Annotated in this window: 16 protein-coding genes; 11 read left to right on the top strand and 5 right to left on the bottom strand. The window is 70.9% G+C overall.

The annotated features are described in order from the left end of the window. Window positions 1-24 precede the first annotated feature (24 nt). The 11 genes from thpR to R9Z33_RS13840 all read left to right on the top strand — a co-directional run bounded on the left by thpR (window position 25) and on the right by R9Z33_RS13840 (window position 12,948). The gene (gene thpR / locus R9Z33_RS13890) at window positions 25-561 is read left to right on the top strand and encodes an RNA 2',3'-cyclic phosphodiesterase (protein WP_318647173.1); all 537 of its coding nucleotides are present in this window, start codon (window positions 25-27) and stop codon (window positions 559-561) included. A 53-nt stretch (window positions 562-614) separates the two neighbouring features. Further along, complete coding sequence (locus R9Z33_RS13885) at window positions 615-974, top strand: DUF2946 family protein (protein ID WP_318647172.1); 360 nt, start codon at window positions 615-617, stop codon at window positions 972-974. Between the two features lie 65 nt (window positions 975-1,039). Continuing rightward, entirely contained in the window at window positions 1,040-3,094 is a 2,055-nt protein-coding gene (locus R9Z33_RS13880; protein ID WP_318647171.1) for a TonB-dependent receptor family protein, read from the top strand. A gap of 14 nt (window positions 3,095-3,108) precedes the next feature. Continuing rightward, window positions 3,109-3,615, top strand: coding sequence for a YcnI family protein (locus R9Z33_RS13875; RefSeq protein ID WP_318647170.1), 507 nt, complete (start codon window positions 3,109-3,111; stop codon window positions 3,613-3,615). After that, complete coding sequence (locus R9Z33_RS13870) at window positions 3,615-3,923, top strand: hypothetical protein (protein ID WP_318647169.1); 309 nt, start codon at window positions 3,615-3,617, stop codon at window positions 3,921-3,923. Before R9Z33_RS13875 ends, R9Z33_RS13870 begins: the two co-directional genes overlap by 1 nt. Window positions 3,924-3,946: 23 nt before the next feature. Next, window positions 3,947-4,423 carry a copper chaperone PCu(A)C gene (locus R9Z33_RS13865; RefSeq protein WP_318647168.1) on the top strand — a complete coding sequence of 159 codons (477 nt, stop codon included), beginning with the start codon at window positions 3,947-3,949 and terminating at the stop codon, window positions 4,421-4,423. Window positions 4,424-4,544: 121 nt separating this feature from the next. Then, entirely contained in the window at window positions 4,545-5,237 is a 693-nt protein-coding gene (locus R9Z33_RS13860; RefSeq protein WP_318647167.1) for a hypothetical protein, read from the top strand. A gap of 65 nt (window positions 5,238-5,302) precedes the next feature. Further along, window positions 5,303-6,097 carry an enoyl-CoA hydratase/isomerase family protein gene (locus tag R9Z33_RS13855; protein ID WP_318647166.1) on the top strand — a complete coding sequence of 265 codons (795 nt, stop codon included), beginning with the start codon at window positions 5,303-5,305 and terminating at the stop codon, window positions 6,095-6,097. Window positions 6,098-6,241: 144 nt separating this feature from the next. Further along, on the top strand, window positions 6,242-9,577 hold the full coding sequence (locus tag R9Z33_RS13850) for a transglutaminase family protein (protein WP_318647165.1): 3,336 nt from the start codon (window positions 6,242-6,244) through the stop codon (window positions 9,575-9,577). Continuing rightward, window positions 9,570-12,020, top strand: a complete 2,451-nt coding sequence (locus R9Z33_RS13845) for a circularly permuted type 2 ATP-grasp protein (RefSeq protein ID WP_318647164.1) — start codon at window positions 9,570-9,572, stop codon at window positions 12,018-12,020. The genes R9Z33_RS13850 and R9Z33_RS13845 overlap by 8 nt, the downstream gene beginning before the upstream one ends. Before the next feature lie 61 nt (window positions 12,021-12,081). Beyond that, window positions 12,082-12,948: a transglutaminase family protein gene (locus tag R9Z33_RS13840; protein ID WP_318647163.1), complete on the top strand. Its 867-nt coding sequence runs from the start codon at window positions 12,082-12,084 to the stop codon at window positions 12,946-12,948. Here R9Z33_RS13840 and glpD read toward each other — a convergent pair. Genes glpD through phnD form a run of 5 tightly spaced genes read right to left on the bottom strand, consistent with a single transcriptional unit; the run spans window position 12,945 to window position 17,838 of the window. Continuing rightward, window positions 12,945-14,426 carry a glycerol-3-phosphate dehydrogenase gene (gene glpD, locus R9Z33_RS13835; protein ID WP_318647162.1) on the bottom strand — a complete coding sequence of 494 codons (1,482 nt, stop codon included), beginning with the start codon at window positions 14,424-14,426 and terminating at the stop codon, window positions 12,945-12,947. The genes R9Z33_RS13840 and glpD overlap by 4 nt on opposite strands. 10 nt (window positions 14,427-14,436) lie before the next feature. After that, complete coding sequence (phnE, locus tag R9Z33_RS13830; protein WP_318647161.1) at window positions 14,437-15,243, bottom strand: phosphonate ABC transporter, permease protein PhnE; 807 nt, start codon at window positions 15,241-15,243, stop codon at window positions 14,437-14,439. Continuing rightward, window positions 15,240-16,019, bottom strand: coding sequence for a phosphonate ABC transporter, permease protein PhnE (gene phnE / locus R9Z33_RS13825; RefSeq protein WP_318647160.1), 780 nt, complete (start codon window positions 16,017-16,019; stop codon window positions 15,240-15,242). Before phnE (R9Z33_RS13825) ends, phnE (R9Z33_RS13830) begins: the two co-directional genes overlap by 4 nt. After that, on the bottom strand, window positions 16,016-16,777 hold the full coding sequence (gene phnC / locus R9Z33_RS13820) for a phosphonate ABC transporter ATP-binding protein (RefSeq protein WP_318647159.1): 762 nt from the start codon (window positions 16,775-16,777) through the stop codon (window positions 16,016-16,018). The genes phnE (R9Z33_RS13825) and phnC overlap by 4 nt, the downstream gene beginning before the upstream one ends. After that, window positions 16,774-17,838: a phosphate/phosphite/phosphonate ABC transporter substrate-binding protein gene (phnD, locus tag R9Z33_RS13815; protein WP_318647158.1), complete on the bottom strand. Its 1,065-nt coding sequence runs from the start codon at window positions 17,836-17,838 to the stop codon at window positions 16,774-16,776. Before phnD ends, phnC begins: the two co-directional genes overlap by 4 nt. Window positions 17,839-17,885 lie beyond the last annotated feature (47 nt).

Here is a 17,885-nt window from a genome sequence, read left to right as displayed (position 1 = left end):
GAATCCGGGAAGGGGGCTTGGCCCATGCGTCTCTTCGTCGCTCTCGAGCTTCCACCGGAAGTGAAGGATCGCCTCGCATCGCTGGCCGGCGGCCTGCCCGGGGTGCGCTGGGTCCGGCCGGAGAATTACCACCTGACGCTGCGCTTCATCGGCGAGGTGCCGGGCCATCTGGCCGAGGAACTCGACCTCGCGCTCGCTGCCATCCGCGCCAAGCCGTTTCCGCTCAGCCTCTCGGGCCTCGGCACCTTCGAGAAGGGCGGGCGCGTGCAATCGCTGCATGTGGTGGCCGAGCGCACGCCCGGCCTCGCGCATCTGCAATCGAAGATCGAGACGGCGCTGCAACGCTCGGGACTGCCGGCCGAGCGCAAGCGCTTCGCGCCCCATGTCACGCTCGCCCGGACCGAAGGGGCGGCGCTGCCCAAGCTCGCGGGCTTCATCCAGGCGCACAACCTCTTCCGCACCGAGCCTGTGATGGTGGAGCGCTTCGTGCTCTATTCCTCCCAGCTCGGGAAGGAGGCGGCGGTCTATACGCCTGAGGTCGAGTACGACCTGGCCGCTTGAGGGTTTCGCCGGGCGGGCCTAAACCCTCCCACGTGTCATCCTTGCGATCCCTGTTGATCCGCCTCCTCGCGGCCGTGCTGCTCCTGCAGTCGGGCGTGGCGGTCGCGCATTGTCTGCGCGGCATGGGCGCGGGCGAGGGGATGCTGGTCGAGATCTGCTCGACCGAGGGTATGCGGACCATCCGCCTCGATGCGAATGGCGAGCCCGCGGCAGACCACGCGCCGGGGGGCGAGAGCGGCTTCTGCCCGGCCTGCCACGGCCTGCCGGCGGTGGACCTGCCCGCGCCGCCGCTGCTCTCCACCCCCGCCTGGCTGGGCGAGGCCGTCAGCTGGGCCATGGCGCCCGGCGATGGCTGGCTGCCGCCCGCCCGCGCGCCGCCCTACACGACCCGCGCGCCACCCGTCATCGCCTGAACACCCCGCCCGCGCGCCCGGCCAACCGGGTGCCGCGCCTGTTCACGCCTTGCCGGAATCCATCCATGTCCCTCTTGCGTCGCGCGCTGCTGAGCGCGCCCCTTTTGGCCACGCCCGCCCTCGCGCAGACCGAAATCCGCGCCCACCCGGATACCGTGGTCACCGCAGCCCCGCCGCCGCTCACCTCCGAGAGCAACAACGAGGCGCGGCTCAGGCTCTGGCTCAGCCCGGGCAACAACACGGTGGTGCCCGCCTCCGAATTCCGGGACCGCCCGGGCGTGCTCTCCATGCGGGACATGTTCGAGTTCACGCCCGGCGTCTTCGCGCAGCCGAAATGGGGCGAGGATTCGCGCCTTTCGATCCGCGGCTCGGGCATCGCGCGCAACTTCCACCTGCGCGGCGTGCGCGTCTTCCAGGACGGCATCCCGATCAACCAGGCCGATGGCAGCGGTGACCTGCAGGAGCTGGACCCGACGAGCTTCCTGCGCGCCGAGGTGTTTCGCGGCGGCAATGGCTTCGCGCTCGGCGCCAACACCCTGGGCGGCGCGATCAACTTCGTGACGCCCACGGCGCGGCAGCAGGAAGGGCAGGGGGTCACCTTCCGCCTGGAGGGCGGCAGCCGGGGCTTCGTGCGTGGCAACACCCAGATGGGCGGCGTCAGCGGGCCCTGGGATGGCTGGGTCAGCGGCACGATGCTGAACCAGGATGGCTGGCGCAACCATTCCTCGGGCAGTGCCGGCCGGATGAACTCGAACGGCGCCTATCGCTGGGCCGAGAATGCCGAGACGCGCGTCTTCTTCACCTACAACGCCATCCAGCAGGATATCCCGGGCACGGTGACGCGCAATTCGGCGACGCAGACGCCGCGGCTGGCCAACCCGACCAATGTCCAGCTCAACTACCAGCGCAATATCGAGAGCTTCCGGCTGGGGACGATCACCGCGATCCGCCCCAATGCGGAGACGCTGGTGGAGATGGGCGGTAGCTTCGTCCAGCGGCAGCTCGACCATCCGATCTTCCAGTACATCGACAACCACACCAACGACTTCAACCTCTTCGGGCGCGTCACCTGGGACGGCACGCTGGGCGGCTTCCGCAACCGGCTGGTGGCCGGCGTCAACGCGGCCTGGGGCACCAATGACAATCGCCGCTTCGTGAACCTGAGCGGCGTGCGCGGCGCGCAGACCTTCGCCTCCTGGGATACCGCCTCCACCACCGACGCCTATGTCGAGAACAGCTTCTATGTGCTGCCCGACCTTGCGCTCGTGGCCGGGCTGTCGGGCGGGCAGGCGGTGCGGCGCAGCGAGAACCGGCTGAACGCGGCGCTCAGTGGCAGCGGCGAATGGAACTTCCTCAATCCGCGCGCCGGCCTGCTCTGGCAGGCCACGCCCAATGTCCAGGCCTATGCGAACGTCACCTGGTCTACCGAGCCGCCGACGCTTTCGGACCTCGTGGCCCTGGTGCCGCTGGGCGGCTTCCGCCTGCTGGCGCCGCAACGCGCCATCACGGCCGAGATCGGCACGCGCGGCACGGTGGGCGACTTCACCTTCGACGGCGCTTACTACTACAGCTGGCTGGACAACGAGATTCAGCTCTTTGCCGGCCAACAGCCGGGCACCAGCTTCGCCCGCAACGCGGACAAGACGGTGCACCAGGGCGTGGAGCTCGCGGCCAGCTACGTCGCGGGGCGCAACGTGTTCACGGCGCAGGATTCGATCACGCTGCGCGGCGCCTACACCTTCAGCGATTTCTTCTTCGACAACGACCCGATCTTCCGCAACAACCAGCTCCCCGGCGTGCCGCCGCATGTGCTGCGGGCGGAGGCACGTTATCGCCATCCGTCGGGCTGGTGGATCGCGCCCAATGTGGATTGGGTGCCCGAGGGCTTCTACGTGGACAATGCCAATACCCGCCGGACCGACAGCTACACGCTGCTCGGCCTGCGCGGCGGTGCGGACCTGATGGACGGCCGCCTCGGCGTCTTCCTCGAGGGGCGCAACCTGGCGAACAGCCGCTTCATCAGCTCCGCCTCGGTCACGCCCATCGCGCTCGGCAATCCCGCGCTCTACGAGCCCGGCATCGGCACCACCGCCTATGCCGGCATGCTCTACCGCTTCTGAAAGGAATGACGCCAATGAAGCGCTTCATCACCCTGATGCTGGTCCCGGCCCTGGCCTGGGCGACGCCAGCCAAGGCGCATGTCGTGATCGAACCGGCGGAGGTCGCCGCGCATTCCTACGCGAGGCTCGCCTTTCGCGTCGGCCATGGCTGCGGCACGGCCGCCACCATCGCGATCGAGGTGGCGTTGCCCGAGGGGGTTTCCATGGCGCGCCCGATGCCCAAGCCCGGCTGGGACATCGCCATCGAGAGGCGCCCCCTGGCGCGCCCGGTCTCGAGCGGACATGGCCTGGTGCGCGAGGCGCCGGCCAGCATCGCTTGGCGCGGCGGCCCGCTGCCGGATGCCCATTATGACGAGTTCATCATGATGATCCGCGCGCCCGACCAGCCCGGCACGACCCTGGTCTTCCCCGTGGTGCAGCGCTGCGAGGGCGGCGCGCAGCATGCCTGGGTAGAACTGGCCGAGCCCGGCCAGCCTCGCCCGCGCAGCCCCGCGCCGATGCTGCGGCTCGGTGCCCGCTGATGCGCGCGCTGCTCGCCATGGCGATGCTGCTCGCCACGCCCGCCATCGCCTGCGACCCTGACGAGATGGAACGCGCGATGACCGAGATCTGCAGCGCCGCCACCACTGGCGCCGCCGAGGCGGTGGAAGCCGCCCTGCCACTCGCCCGCGCGCAGGAGGCGGCCTCGCTGCAATCCCAGCTTAACAGCCTTCGGCGCATCTGCGCCGAGGGCGACCCGGCGGCCGCGGCGCGCGACGCGGCACGGCTCGCGCGCGTCGCCGGCCGGATCGAGGCGCGGGCCGAACAGCCCCGCCCAGCATCTTTCTGAACCCCAACTCAGGAACCCAAACCATGACCCATCGTCGCCACCTTCTGCTGGCCACCGCCCTGCTGCCGCTGGCCGGCCCCGCCCTCGCGCAGGACCGCGTGACCGAGCTCGGCCCGCTCCGCATCGTGAACCCCTGGACCCGCGCGGCGGGGCAGGGGATGCAGGGCGGCGGCTTCCTCGTCATCCGCAACACGGGCGCGACGCCGGACAGGCTCGTCTCGGCCAGTTCGCCGGCGGCGGGCCGCATGGAGCTGCACACCCATGTCCGCGACGGCGATGTGATGCGCATGCGCCCCGTGAACGACATCCCCGTGCCCGCCAATGGTGAGGTTTCGCTCCAGCCCGGCGGCCTGCACCTGATGCTGATCGGCCTGACCCAGCCCATGAACGCCGGCCAGACCATCCCGGTCACGCTGCGCTTCGAGCGGGCGGGCGAGGTGACCATCCAGCTCGCCGTGCAGGCGGCGGGCGCGCGCTCGCCGGGCCATCATCGCCACTGATCCAGGCTTGCCCGGCCGGGCGCGCGCGTCTAGGTGAAGAATTGTTCATGTTCGGGTGGTGGAGTGCCGCCCGGAGCCCGATCCGCGCGCCCTTCCTCAAGCCTCGTCCCGGAATGTCCCGATGCCCCGCCTGCTGCCCTTCGCCATCGCCATCTTCATGCTGACCCCCTTCCTCCTCTGGGGCGGCTTCTATGCCGCGGGGATGCGCGGCGGGGTGGAGGCCTGGCAGTCACCCATCGGCTGGGTCCTGCTGGCGACCTCGCTGCCGCTGGCCGGGCTCTTCTGGATCCAGAACCTGCGGCAGCTCGGCAATTCCATGGGGGCGGCCTCGCGCCTTGGCCTCGCTGCGCGGCTGGCGGCGCTGCTGCCCTTCGCCATGCTGGGGATCGGCCTCGCGGGCGCGGCCTGGCTCTGGTGGAGCGGCGAGGGCGTGGCGCTGGCGGTGATCGCGCTGCTGGCGACGCTCGGGCTTTCGGTCTTCGCGCGCCGCGCGGCCGAGGCCGCAGTGGAGCCCGGCTTCACGCCCGCGCCACCGGCCGCGGACCAGCGCGCCGAGGATGAGCTGGGCCGGGGCATCCTGCTCTTCTTTGCCAATGTCGCGATGGCGCTGGCACTCCTCGCCTACTACGTCACGCCGCAGGTGCTGCTCTGGGCGCTCGCCGCGCTGGTGCCCATCGCCTTCGTCCTGATGATGCGCCTGGCCTGGTGGGCGACGGAGGGGGGCCAGCCGGCGCCGGGGGCGCAGCCGCCGGCCGCCCCGCCGGCCCGGCGGCCCGAGGCCCGGCCCGCTGATGGCCTGCGCCAGGCCGCCTGAGGCGGCGGCCCTTCCACCACGCGTCCCGGGCTGTATTCTGCCCGGGCCGATCAGGGAGAGCGGGCATGAACATCCAGGCGGCGGAGGCGACCACGCCCCTGCTCACCATCTCAGGGGCGCGGGCCACCATCCGGCTGAACCGGCCCGCCGTGCACAACCGCATCGAGCCGGCCGACCTCGTGAAGCTCGGTGAGCATTTCGCGGCGGTGGAAGCCAATCCTGAGATCCGCGTGCTGGTGCTGACCGGCACGGGCAAGTCCTTCTCCTCCGGCTACCACCTGGGCGACATGGCCGAGCGCCCCAATGCCGATGTCACGGCCCGCGCCGATGCGCCCTCCTTCGAGGGTGTGGCCGACCAGCTCGAGCGGCTCAGGGTGCCGACCATCTGCCGGTTGAATGGCGGCGTCTATGGCGGCTCGACCGACCTCGCCCTTTGCTGCGACTTCCGCATCGGCGTGGACACGGCGGAGATGTTCATGCCGGCCGCGCGCCTTGGCCTGCACTACTACCCCTCGGGCATGATCCGCTATGTCAGCCGCCTCGGGCTGAATGCCGCCAAGAAGCTCTTCCTGACGGCCGAGAAGATCCAGGCGGCGGAGATGCTCGCCATCGGCTACCTGACCGAGATGGTGCCGGCCGCGGAACTCGATGCCCGCGTGGATGCGCTGGCGGACCGCCTTGCCGCCATGGCGCCGCTTGCCGTGCAGGGCGTGAAGCGCAGCCTGAACGAGATCGCCCGCCAGGAATTCGACGTGGAAGGCGCGATCGCCCGGGCCAAGGCGAGCCAGGCGAGCGAGGACCTGCAGGAGGGCCTGCGCGCCTTCCGCGAGAAGCGGGCACCGGTCTTCAAGGGACGCTGAGGGGGCGCTGAAGAAGGCGGCATTCCGCCCGCGCCATGCGCGGCGCGTGTGCGGCCACGGCAAAAACAGCGAATCCATTGGCTGCCAGGGCTGCCAAACGGGCCTATAAGCGGCGCAGCATCTCGGCCGGGACTTATCGCGCGCATGTCCATCCACGCAGCCCTCACCCATCGCACCAGCTATCGCTATGACCGGCCCGTGGCCCTCGGGCCGCAGACCATTCGGCTGCGCCCCGCGCCGCATGCGCGCACGCCCATCCTCTCCTACGCGCTGAAGATCGAGCCCAAGCCGCACTTCATCAACTGGCAGCAGGACCCGCAGGGCAATTTCCAGGCGCGCGTGGTCTTCCCCGAGCGCGTCACGCATTTCGACGTGACGGTGGACCTGATCGCCGACATGGCGACGATCAACCCCTTCGACTTCTTCCTGGAGCCGGAGGCCGAGCACTACCCCTTCGCCTACGACCATGTGCTGGACGAGGAGCTGGCACCGTTCCGCAAGCTCGCCCCCTATGGCCCGCTCTTCAAGTCGCTGCTGGCCGAGATCCCGCGCGAGAAGGCGCGGATGGTGGACTTCCTGGTCTCCATCAACCAGCTCGTGCAGTCGCGCATCTCCTACATCGTTCGGATGGAGCCGGGCGTCTGGGAGCCGGAGCGCACGCTGGGCGAGGGCCGGGGCTCCTGCCGCGACTCCGCCTGGCTGCTGGTGCAGGCGCTGCGGCACCTGGGCTTCGCCGCGCGCTTCGTGTCGGGCTACCTGATCCAGCTTGTCGCCGATGTGAAGCCGGTCGAGGGGCCGGAAGGTCCGACGTCGGATTTCACCGATCTGCACGCCTGGGCCGAGGTCTACCTGCCCGGCGCGGGCTGGGTCGGCCTCGACGCCACCTCCGGCCTGATGGCGGGCGAGGGGCATATCCCGCTGGCCGCGACGCCCGAGCCCGCTTCCGCCGCGCCCATCTCCGGCATGGTCGAGAAGGCCGATACGGAATTCGAGTTCGACATGCACGTCACGCGCATCGTCGAGACGCCGCGCGTCACCAAACCCTACACGGAGCAGCAGTGGGCGGCGATCCGCGCCGCCGGCGACCGCGTGGACGAAGCGCTGCGCCGGCAGGACATGCGCCTGACCATGGGCGGCGAGCCGACCTTCGTCGCGGCCTCCGACCGCGAGGCGGCGGAATGGAACACGGATGCGCTGGGCCCCACCAAGCGCGCCTATGCGGGGCGCCTGCTGCGCCGCCTCATCCCGCTCTGGGCGCCGGGGGCGGTGATCCACACGGGCCAGGGCAAGCAATATCCGGGCGAGCCGCTGCCGCGCTTCGCCCTCTCCGCCCATTGGCGGCGGGACGGCCAGCCCATCTGGCGCGACCCCACGCTGCTCGCCTCCGATGACGACACGGATGACGCGACGCATGTGGCGGCGGCGCATTTCGCGGCGAGCCTGGCCGAGCGGCTGCAGGTCCCGCCCGAACTCGCCACCGCCGCGCATGAGGACATCCACTACTACCTTTGGCGCGAGAGCCGCCTGCCGGCGAATGTCGTGGCCGAGGACAGCAAGCTGGCCGACCCGCTGGAGCGCAAGCGCTTCGCGCGGCTCTTCCGCGGCGGGCTCGCGACGCCCACCGGCACGGTGCTGCCGCTGCGCCGTGTGGTCCAGGGCGGCCAGCGCCGCTGGCAGTCGGGCCGCTGGTTCTTCCGCGACGATACGCTCTTCCTGACCCCGGGCGATGCGCCGATGGGCTTGCGCCTGCCGCTGACCTCGCTGCCCTGGATTGATCCGGCAGAACTCGCGAAGGAGCTGGACAGCCCGGCCGATCCCTTCGCGCCCGAGACCGAACTGCCGCTGCTCGAACAGATCCGCGCGAGCTTCCGCACGCCGGGCACCGGCGCCGATCCCTATGCGCTCCCGGCCGACCAGCGGCCCACGCCGCAGCCCGCACCAGAGATCGGCTTGGATGACCCGGCGCAGGTCCGCACCGCGCTCTGCGTCGAGCCGCGCGGCGGCATGATCCATGTCTTCCTGCCGCCGCTCTACGCCGCGGAGGACTGGCTGGAACTGATCGCGGCCATCGAGGACACGGCGGCCGAGACCGGCCGCAAGGTGATCATCGAGGGCTATCTGCCGCCCGAGGATTCCCGCATCCAGCATTTCTCCATCACGCCCGATCCCGGCGTGATCGAGGCCAATATCCACCCGGCCGAGTCCTGGCCGGAAATGGTCCAGCGCACCGAGCAGCTCTACGAGGAGGCGCGGCAGATCGGCCTCTCGACCGAGAAGTTCATGCAGGATGGCCGGCATGTCGGCACCGGCGGCGGCAACCATGTGGTGATGGGCGCGGCCCGCGCCGAGGATTCGCCCTTCTTGCGCCGGCCGGACCTGCTGCGCAGCCTCGTCTCCTTCTGGCACAACCACCCCTCGCTGAGCTTCATGTTCAGCGGCCTGTTCATCGGCCCCACCAGCCAGCACCCCCGCGTGGACGAGGCGCGGATGGATGCGCTGCGCGAGCTGGAGATCGCCTTCGGCGAGCTGGACCGCATGGGCGGCAACCCGCCGCCCTGGATGACCGACCGGCTGTTCCGCAACATCCTGGCCGACATGACCGGCAACACGCACCGGACCGAGTTCTGCATCGACAAGATGTATGACCCGAACTCGGCCAGCGGCCGCCGTGGCCTGGTCGAGTTCCGCGCCTTCGAGATGCCGCCGCACGCGCAGATGAGCGCGGCACAGATGCTGCTGATGCGCTCGGCGCTGGCCGCCTTCTGGGACCAGCCCTACCGGCGTTCGCTCGTGCGCTGGGGCACCTCCCTGCATGACCGCTTCATGCTGCCGCATTACGCGCGCGAAGACCTGCACGGCGCGCTGGAGGAGCTGGGGCAGATGGGCTTCGGGCTCGACCCCGCCTGGTTCGCGCCGCATGTGGAGTTCCGCTTCCCCAAGATCGGCGAGGTCAATGTCTCCGGCATCAGCCTCGAACTGCGCGAGGCGCTGGAGCCCTGGCATGTGCTCGGTGAGGAACAGGCGGCCGGCGGCACCGTCCGCTATGTCGATAGCAGCGCCGAGCGCGTGCAGGCGCGCGTAACCAACTGGGTGCCGGAGCGCTTCCTCCTGGCCGCGAACGGCGTTGCCGTGCCATTGCAGCCCACCGGCCGCGCGGGCGAATTCATCGGCGGCATCCGCTTCAAGGCCTGGGATCCGCCCTCGGCGCTGCACCCTTCGGTGCGCGCCCAGGCGCCCCTGGTGCTGGACGTGCAGGATCGCTGGACGGGCCGTTCGTTGGGCGGGCTCTCGCACCACGTCGCCCATCCGGGTGGCCGCGCCTATGAGGATTTCCCGGTCAATGCCAATTCGGCCGAGGCGCGGCGCCGCTCGCGCTTCTTCGCCCATGGCCATACCCCCGGCGCGCGCGTCGTGGCCGAGCCACGGCCGAGCCTGGAGCATCCCTGCACGCTGGATCTGAGGGCCTTCGCAGGTGCTTGAGCTTCTCGCCGGCGGGCCTGATGAGATGGTCTCCGGCGAGGGGCGCATCCGCCCGCATTGGCGCGGCGTCATGGGCGTCGTGGGTGGCCTTGGCCGCGCCGGCCTCGCCGAGCGCGGTGAGAGGCTGGCCCGCGCCATGGCTGATGACGGCGTGGCCTCGCTGCTGCCCGGCGCCTCGGGGGCTGCGCTCTGGCGGCTCGACCCGCTGCCGCTGCCCATCCCGGCGGAGGAATTCGAGGCGCTGGCGGCGGGCATCACCCAGCGCGCCCGGCTGCTGGATGCGATCCTGGCCGATCTCTACGGCCCGCAGGACCTGCTGACGAGCGGCCAGATCCCGGCGCCGCTGATCTTCGCCAGCCCGGCCTTCCAGCGCACCGCGCGCCGCAGCAAGGGCCCGCCCCGGCGCCCCCTGCTGCATCTCTACGCCGTGGACCTGGTGCGCGGGCATGATGGGAAATGGGCGGTGCTGCAGGACCGCACCGGCCTTGCCTCGGGCCTCGGCCAGTTGCGCGAGAACCGGCGCCTGATCGGCACCGCCATGCCCGAGATCGCCCGCGCCACCCAGCCGCGCAGCATCTCGCCCTTCTTCGAGCTCTGGCAGGAGGCGCTGGGCCGGCTCGGCCCGCACGGCATGAACGACCCCGCCATCGCGCTGCTCTCGCCGGGCACGCGCGATCCGCATTGGTTCGAACACGTGGTCCTCTCGCGCGAGCTGGGCTGCGCCCTGGTCGAGACCGGTGACCTCACCATGCGCGGCGGCGCGCTCTTCCTGAAGACGCTGAGCGGCCTGCAGCCGGTGGATGTCGTGCTTTCGCGCGTGGATGCCGCCTCCCTCGACCCGCTGGACCAACCGGAGGCGCCGGCGGGCAGCGGCGTGCCGGGCCTGCTGGATGCGGTGCGCCATGGCGCGCTCACCCTCTTGAACGCGCCAGGGGCGGCGCTGGCCGAGATGCCGGCGCTGGGCGCATGGCTCGGCGCATTGGCACCCAGCATGCTGGGCGAGGCGCTCCAGCTCCCCAACCTGCCCACCCATTGGCTGCCCGATGCCGCCACGCCGACGCCGGCCTTGCCCGAGGGCCATGCCCATTGGGTCTTCCGTCCGGCGGGGCAGGGCAGCGCCTCCGAATCCCTCGAGCGGCCAGGGCAGGGGGCGGTGGCCGCCATCGCCCTGCCGCCCCTGCCGGTGGCCCCCGCGCTCGAGGGCGGCGCGCTGACGCCGGCCCCCTTCATCCTGCGGATGTTCGCCGTCTCCGACGGTGCGTCATGGCAGGTTCTGCCCGGCGGCATCGCCCGCCTCGTCACCCCCGGCGCCAAGCTCACCGGGCGGCTTCCGGGCGGCGGCTGGTGCAAGGATGCCTGGGTGCCGGCCGATCCCTCCGAGGCGATCATCGGCCCCGCCGCGCAAAGCGGCCCGCCGATTGCGATCCGCCGCACCGCGGGCGCCATCCCCTCGCGCGTCGCGGACAACCTCTTCTGGCTTGGCCGCTATGTAGAGCGGCTGGATCGCGCGGCGCGTCTGATGCGCGCCACCATCACCCGCCTGCGGCGCGGCGCGCCCCTGCCGCGCGAACTGGCCGAACTCGGCACCCTCGCCACCTGCCTGCGCGAGGCGCAGCTGCTGGATGAGGAGGCGCGGCCCAGCGCCGGCAACCTCGCCTCTCTCGCCAATGCGCTGGAAGCGGTAGGCCGGCCGGCGGTGCGCCAGCTCCAGGGCACGATCGGCACGCTGGTGGAATCGGTGCGCGATCGCCTGACCGCCGACATGCACGCGACGCTGACCCAGACGCTGCGCGCGGCGGAAGAGGCGTTGGACAATTCCGCGCCCGAACTGCCCGACCTCGCCCGCGCGCTGCTGCCTTCGCTGCGCTTCGCCAATGCGGTGGCGGGAATCGCCTCCGAGAACATGGTGCGCGGCGGCGCGCGGCTCTTCCTCGAGCTCGGCCGGCGGATCGAGCGTGCCATGGCGGTGGCGAGCGAGGTGGCGGTGGCGCTGGACGCGCCCGCCCAGCGCATCGAGGCCGGCCTGCGCCTCACGCTTGAGCTCTGCGACAGCGTCATCACCTATCGCAGCCGCTACCTCGCCGTGCTGCAACCGGCCCCGGCGCTGGACCTCGTGCTGGCCGATGCCTCCAATCCGCGCGGCCTCGCCTTCCAGCTGGAGGCGATCGGCACCGCGCTGCGCGAGCTTTCGGGCGAGGCCGAGGCCGAGACGGCGCGCGAGCTGCGCCGGCTGCTGGCGGAGGCCGAGGCGATCACGCCCCGGCTGCTTGCGGCGCCCGATCAGGCCGAGGCGGCGACGGCCGAGCTGCCCGCCCTGCTGCGCGGCATGGCGGGCGAGATCGCGACCCTCTCGGACCAGCTCTCGCGGCGCTATTTCGCGCTGCTGCCGCCGGCCCGCGCCGTGGGCGTGGATATGGGCGAGGCGGCGATCCTCACGGCCTGATCGCCAGGCGAGCGAAGGGGGGCGGTAGGCGCGGCGTCGCCCATCCGTCACAATGGGCCGGATGATCTATTGGCTTCGACACCGCACCGCCTATGGCTACGCCCAGACGGTGGATCTGGCGGCGCATCTGCTGCATCTGAAGCCCCGTGCCCTTCCGGGCCAGCGCGTGATTTCCGCCAGGCTGACCTGCACGCCCCGGCCGGACCACCACACCGAGACGCATGACCATTTCGGCAATGCGGCGACGCGCCTCTTCCTCGTCGCCCCGCACACCAGCTTCGAGGTGACGGCGGAAAGCCTGGTCGAGGTGGATTTCGCCCCGCCGCCTCCCAGCGCCGAAACCCTGCCCTGGGAGCAGGTGGCGGCCGCGGCGCACGGCGTCGAGACGGCCGATTTCATCCTGCCGACGCGGCATGTCCCCCTGCTGGCCGAGGCCACCGCCTATGCGCGGACCTCCTTCCCGCCCGGGCGGCGCGTGCTGGAGGGGCTGCTCGAACTGAACCGGCGCATGCGGCAGGATTTCGTCTTCCAGGCGGGGGTGACCAGTATCACGACACCCATCGCCGATGTGCTCCGGGACCGGCGCGGCGTCTGCCAGGACTTCACCCAGGTGATGCTGGCGGCCCTCCGCGGGCTTGGCCTGCCGGCACGCTATGTCTCGGGTTATGTGCGGACCCGCCCGCCGCCGGGCCAGGTGCGGCGGCGCGGGGCGGACCAGTCGCATGCCTGGGTCTCGGCCTGGATGGGACCGGGCCAGGGCTGGGTGCAGCTTGACCCGACCAACGGCATCGTGGTGCGGGACGAGCATGTCATCCTCGCCTGGGGGCGAGATTTCTCGGACATCTCCCCGCTGCGCGGCGTGCTGCTCGGCGGCGGCGACCACCGCCTTTCGGTGAGCGTTGATCTGGAGCCGGAGGGCGAGGGCTAGCCCGGCAGCGCGGCGGCGCCCTCGAACCGGGCGGCGATACCCGCGCGCTCCGCGGCGCTCATGTGCAGGCCGAGCTTGGTGCGGCGCCACAGAACATCCTCGGCGCTGCGGGCCCACTCGTGGCGGCGCATCCAGTCGAGCTCCGCCTCGGTCAGGCCCGCGCCCAGGCTCTGCCCAGGCTCCCGCCCCTCGAAGACGCGCGGTAATTCGCCGCCATGCGTGCGAACGAGGCGCGGGATGGAGACCGGGTCGAGGAAGGGCAGCGCGCGCGCCATCTCGGCCGCGAAGGCCTCGCGCGTCTTGCCCCCGAGATCGCCGCCGGGAAGCGTGGCGCCGGCCGTCCAGGGCGTGCCCTCACGGCCCAGCGCCTTGGCCACGCGGCCGGCCGCTTCCTCCGCCAGGCGGCGGAAGGTGGTGATCTTGCCGCCATAGACGCTGAGCAGCGGGGCGGCGCTTTCGTCCAGCTTCAGCACATAGTCGCGCGTGACGGCGGATGGGTCGTCCGCGCCGTCGTCAAACAGCGGGCGCACGCCCGAATAGGACCAGACGATGTCGGCCGGTGTGATCGGCCGGCGGAACTGGCGGGAGACGGCGGCGCAGAGATACTCCGCCTCCTCCGGCGTGCAATGCGCGGTGGAGGCGTCGCCCTCATGCGGCACGTCGGTGGTGCCGACCAGGCTGAACTCATCCTCATAGGGGATGACGAAGACGACGCGACGATCGTCATTCTGCAGGATGAAGGCGTGATTTCCCTCATAGAGGCGCGGCAGGACGATGTGGCTGCCGCGGATGAGGCGCACGGCGCCGGGCTTCTCGGCATGGGCGGAATCGAGGGCGCGCTGAACCCAGGGGCCGGCTGCGTTCACGATGGCGCGCACGCGGATGCGCTGGCCCTGGGCGTCGGGGCCGCGCAGCGTCACCTCCCAGTGATGGGCGTGGCGCGTGGCGTCCTCGAAGCGCGTGCGGGTGCGGATGTCGGCGCCCCGCCGCTCGGCGTCCAGCGCGTTCAGCAGGACGAGGCGACTATCCTCCACCCAGGCATCGGAATAGGCGAAGGCGTGGGTGATCTCGGGCTTGAGGGCCGCGCCCATCGGGTTCTGCGCGGTCTGGAAAGCCTGCGCCCCGGGCAGCGAAACGCGGCGGGCGAGGTTGTCATAAAGGAACAGGCCGGCGCGGATCATCCAGCGCGGCCGCATCTCGGGCCGGTGCGGCAGCACGAAGCGCAGCGGCCAGATGATGTGCGGCGCCATTTTCAGCAGCACCTCGCGCTCGCCCAGCGCCTCGCGCACCAGGCGGAACTCGTAATGCTCAAGGTAGCGCAAGCCGCCATGGATGAGCTTGGAGGAGGCGGAGGAGGTGGCCTGCGCCAGATCCCCCTGCTCGGCCAGGATCACGGAATGGCCGCGGCCCGCGAGATCGCGCGCGATGCCGGCGCCATTGACGCCGCCCCCCACCACCAGAACATCGAATGCCTGCATCGCCACCCGGTCAGATCAGCTTGGCGCGGATGCGCGTGACGAGGATCTCCGCCACCACGACCACCGCGAGGATAGCCAGCAAGATGGTGGCAACCCTCTCCCATTGGAAGAAGTTGATCGCGTCATCCAGCACCACGCCGATGCCGCCCGCGCCGACCAGGCCCAGGACCGCGGATTCGCGCACATTGATGTCCCAGCGGAACAGGGCGATGCCCCAGAAGGCCGGCTGCACCTGCGGCCAGACGCCCTTGAGCATCCGGTGGCCCCAGGGCGCGCCGCTCGCCTCCAGCGCCTCGATCGGGCCGGGGGCGGATTCCTCGATGGCCTCGGCCAGCAGCTTGCCGACGAAGCCGATCGACCGGAAGGCGATGGCGAAGGTGCCCGCCGCCGGCCCGGGGCCGAAGACCGCCACGAAGATCAGCGCCCAGACCAGGCTGTTCACGCTGCGCGAGGAGACCAGCAGGAATTGGGCGAAGGCGTTGAGAGCCGCATTGCGGCAGATGTTGCGCGCGGCCAGCAGCGCCACGGGGATGGCGAGCGCCACGCCCAGCACCGTGCCGAGGCTCGCGATGTGCAGCGTCTCGATCATCGCGGCATGGACCGAGGGGTAGTAATGCGCGAGGTCGGGCGGCCACATGCGGATCAGCAGGTCCGCCATCTGCTCCGGCGCATCGGCCAGGAATTCCGGGATGATCTCGATGGAACGCACCGCCCAGACCAGCGAGGCGATGGCCGCGAGCCAGAGGAAATATCGCAGCAGGCGCTCGCTGAAGGAATGGCGCACCCATCGGCGGGGCAGGGGCAGGGTCGCGCTCATCGCAGCGCCGCCCGGATGCGGCCCGAGACGACTTCGGCCAGGAAGATGAGCGCGATGATGCTGATCAGGATGGCGCAGACGAAGTCGTAGTCGAAGCGCTTGAAGGCCGCGAAGAGCGTGCCGCCGATGCCGCCCGCGCCGACGATGCCGACCAGCGTCGAATTGCGCAGGTTGGAATCCAGAAGGTAGATGCCAAAGCCGATGAAGCGGGACGCCACCTGCGGCACCACGCCATAGATCAGCACCCCCGCCGCCGAGGCGCCGGAGGCCCGCACCGCCTCCACCTGCTTCATGCTGATCTCCTCGATGGCTTCGGCGAAGAGCTTGGCGATGAAGCCCATGGACGCGACCGTCAGCGCCGCGACCCCGGCCAGCGCGCCGAACCCCAGCGCCTTCACGAAGACGATGGCCACGATGACGTAGTGCAGCGACCGGCAGACCGCGATGAAGCCCCGCGTGGGGGCGGCGAGCCAGACCGGCGAGAGGTTACGCGCGGCCATGAGCCCCAGCGGCAGCGAGAGCAGGATGCCGATCGCGGTCGAGAGGATGGCGATCTGCAGGCTCTCCAGCATGCCTTCCACCAGCAGGCCCCAACGCTCGAAATTCGGCGGGAACATGCGGGCCAGGAAGCGCTGTGCCTCGCCCATGCCATGCAGAAGGCGCTCGCCGGTGATGCCGAGCTGGGCGCTGGCGTAAAGGATATAGGCGATGCCGAGCGCGGCCCCGATCCGCAGCGGCCAGTTGGGCGGAAAGGGGTTTCGCGTGCTGGCGCTCACAGCCAGTCCTCGCCGCCATAGATCTCGCGCAGATGGTGGTTCTCCAGCGCCTCGGGCGGTCCGTCGAAGACCACCGCGCCGCCGGTCATGCCGATGATGCGGATGGCGAAGCGCTTGGCGAGATCCACATTATGGATGTTCACGATGACGGGCACGCCCGCCTCGCCGGTCAGCCGCGCCATCAGTTCCATCACCTCGACGGCTGTCTTGGGGTCGAGGGAGGAGGTGGGCTCATCGGCCAGCAACAGGGCGGGCGACTGCATAAGCGCACGCGCGATGCCGACGCGCTGGCGCTGCCCGCCCGAGAGCGCGTCCGCCCGGCGCGTCGCCTGATCGGGCAGGCCCACCGCATCCAAGAGGGCGAAGGCGCGCGCGATGTCGGCCTCCGGGTACTTGCGCAGCCAGGCGCGCCACAGCGGCACATAGCCGAGGCGCCCGGTCAGCACGTTCTCCATGACGGAGAGGCGCTCGACCAGGTTGTACTCCTGGAAGACCATGCCGATGCGCCGCCGCGCCTGGCGCAGGGCGCTGCCGCGCAGCTTCGCCAGGTCCTCGTCGCCCATCAGGATGGCGCCCGCAGTCGGCTCCACCAGGCGGTTGATGCAGCGCAGCAGCGTGGACTTGCCGGTGCCGGACGGGCCGATGACAGCGGTGATGCCCTGCGCGCCGATCTCGAGGTTGATGCCGCGCAGCACCGGCCTTCCAGGGGTGTAGGATTTCTCCAGCCCCTGGATCTTCAGGATCGGCGCGGCACTCACTGCGGGCGGGCGGCCGGGGCCGGCGTCGCGGGCTGCTGCTGCTGTTGCTGGGCGGCGCGACGGCGGGCCTCGGCCTCCAGCTCGCGGCGACTTTCCTGGTCGAAGGCGGCGCGGGTATAGGGGGCGTTCACCGCATCCGCCACCGCGCGCACCGGCGCCCATTCACGCTGGTAGGTGGCGGGCCAGAAGCGATCATTGCCGCCGAGGTCGCGCGACATCGAGGCCGGGAAGCGGAAATCGTAGAAGCACTGGCGGATGCGCGCCGCAAGCTCCGGCTGAAGGTCATGCGCCAGGGCGAAGCTGCTGGTCGGGAAGGGGTCGCTCTGCCAGATGGTGCGGAGATTGGCCGCCTGCACCTGACCGCGCGCCACCATGCGGTTGTAGACATCGCTCGCGACAGGCGCCGCGTCGAAATCGCCGGCGTTCACGCCCATCACCGAGCGGTCATGCCCGCCCGAGAAGAGCACGCGGTAATCCGTATCCGGCGTGACGCCGGCCGCCGGGAAGAGCGCGCGCGGGGCGAGGTTGCCGGAATTGGAGGTGGCGGAGGTGTGGGCCACCCGCTTGCCGCGCAGATCGGCCAGCGTGCGGATGTCGGAATTGGCGCGCGTGATGACGACGACGCGATAGCTCTCGAACTCGCGCTCATTGCCCTTGATGGCGAAGGGCACGGCGCCGGCGAGGTTCACGGCGAAGGCGGTGGGGCCGGTCGAGAAGCCCGCGATGTGCAGCCGGCCAGAGCGCATGGCCTCCACCTGCGCCGCGTTGCTGGTCACCTGGAAATACACCACGCGCTTGCCGGTGCATTGGGTCAGGTAGTCGAGCAGCGGCCGGAACTGGCTGGCATAGAGGGCGGGGTCTTCCACCGGGGTATAGGCGAAGACCAGCGTGCTCGGGTTGCGCAGGCGGGCCGGATCGGCCGGCGCATCGGCGACGAGGTCGCGATTCTCGTCGCAATACGCGTCGTCCAGCGCGCCGCGATGCGAGCAGGTGGTGCCCTGCGCGGCAGCGAGGCCGGGCAACAGCGCGATGGCGGCGGTGGCCAGAAGCATCCTGATCATGACGGTTCGTTTCCCCGGTTTGCGAAACGACAGGCCGTGGCGCACGC

The sequence above is a fragment of the Sediminicoccus rosea genome (assembly GCF_033547095.1).
In the GTDB taxonomy this organism is placed as follows: Bacteria; Pseudomonadota; Alphaproteobacteria; order Acetobacterales; family Acetobacteraceae; genus Roseococcus; species Roseococcus rosea.
The sequence above is the reverse complement of the archived record's forward strand: the minus strand, read 5'-3'. Positions and strand labels throughout refer to the sequence as shown.

What these genes read in the sequence shown, in the direction of transcription:
- R9Z33_RS13875 (WP_318647170.1), top strand. Translation starts at nt 3,109, where the DNA reads ATGAAGCGCTTCATCACCCTGATGCTGGTCCCGGCCCTGGCCTGGGCG.
- phnE (WP_318647161.1), bottom strand. Translation starts at nt 15,243, where the DNA reads ATGAGCGCGACCCTGCCCCTGCCCCGCCGATGGGTGCGCCATTCCTTC.
- R9Z33_RS13880 (WP_318647171.1), top strand. Translation starts at nt 1,040, where the DNA reads ATGTCCCTCTTGCGTCGCGCGCTGCTGAGCGCGCCCCTTTTGGCCACG.
- thpR (WP_318647173.1), top strand. Translation starts at nt 25, where the DNA reads ATGCGTCTCTTCGTCGCTCTCGAGCTTCCACCGGAAGTGAAGGATCGC.
- R9Z33_RS13840 (WP_318647163.1), top strand. Translation starts at nt 12,082, where the DNA reads ATGATCTATTGGCTTCGACACCGCACCGCCTATGGCTACGCCCAGACG.
- R9Z33_RS13850 (WP_318647165.1), top strand. Translation starts at nt 6,242, where the DNA reads ATGTCCATCCACGCAGCCCTCACCCATCGCACCAGCTATCGCTATGAC.
- R9Z33_RS13860 (WP_318647167.1), top strand. Translation starts at nt 4,545, where the DNA reads ATGCCCCGCCTGCTGCCCTTCGCCATCGCCATCTTCATGCTGACCCCC.
- phnD (WP_318647158.1), bottom strand. Translation starts at nt 17,838, where the DNA reads ATGATCAGGATGCTTCTGGCCACCGCCGCCATCGCGCTGTTGCCCGGC.
- R9Z33_RS13870 (WP_318647169.1), top strand. Translation starts at nt 3,615, where the DNA reads ATGCGCGCGCTGCTCGCCATGGCGATGCTGCTCGCCACGCCCGCCATC.
- glpD (WP_318647162.1), bottom strand. Translation starts at nt 14,426, where the DNA reads ATGCAGGCATTCGATGTTCTGGTGGTGGGGGGCGGCGTCAATGGCGCC.
- R9Z33_RS13865 (WP_318647168.1), top strand. Translation starts at nt 3,947, where the DNA reads ATGACCCATCGTCGCCACCTTCTGCTGGCCACCGCCCTGCTGCCGCTG.
- R9Z33_RS13855 (WP_318647166.1), top strand. Translation starts at nt 5,303, where the DNA reads ATGAACATCCAGGCGGCGGAGGCGACCACGCCCCTGCTCACCATCTCA.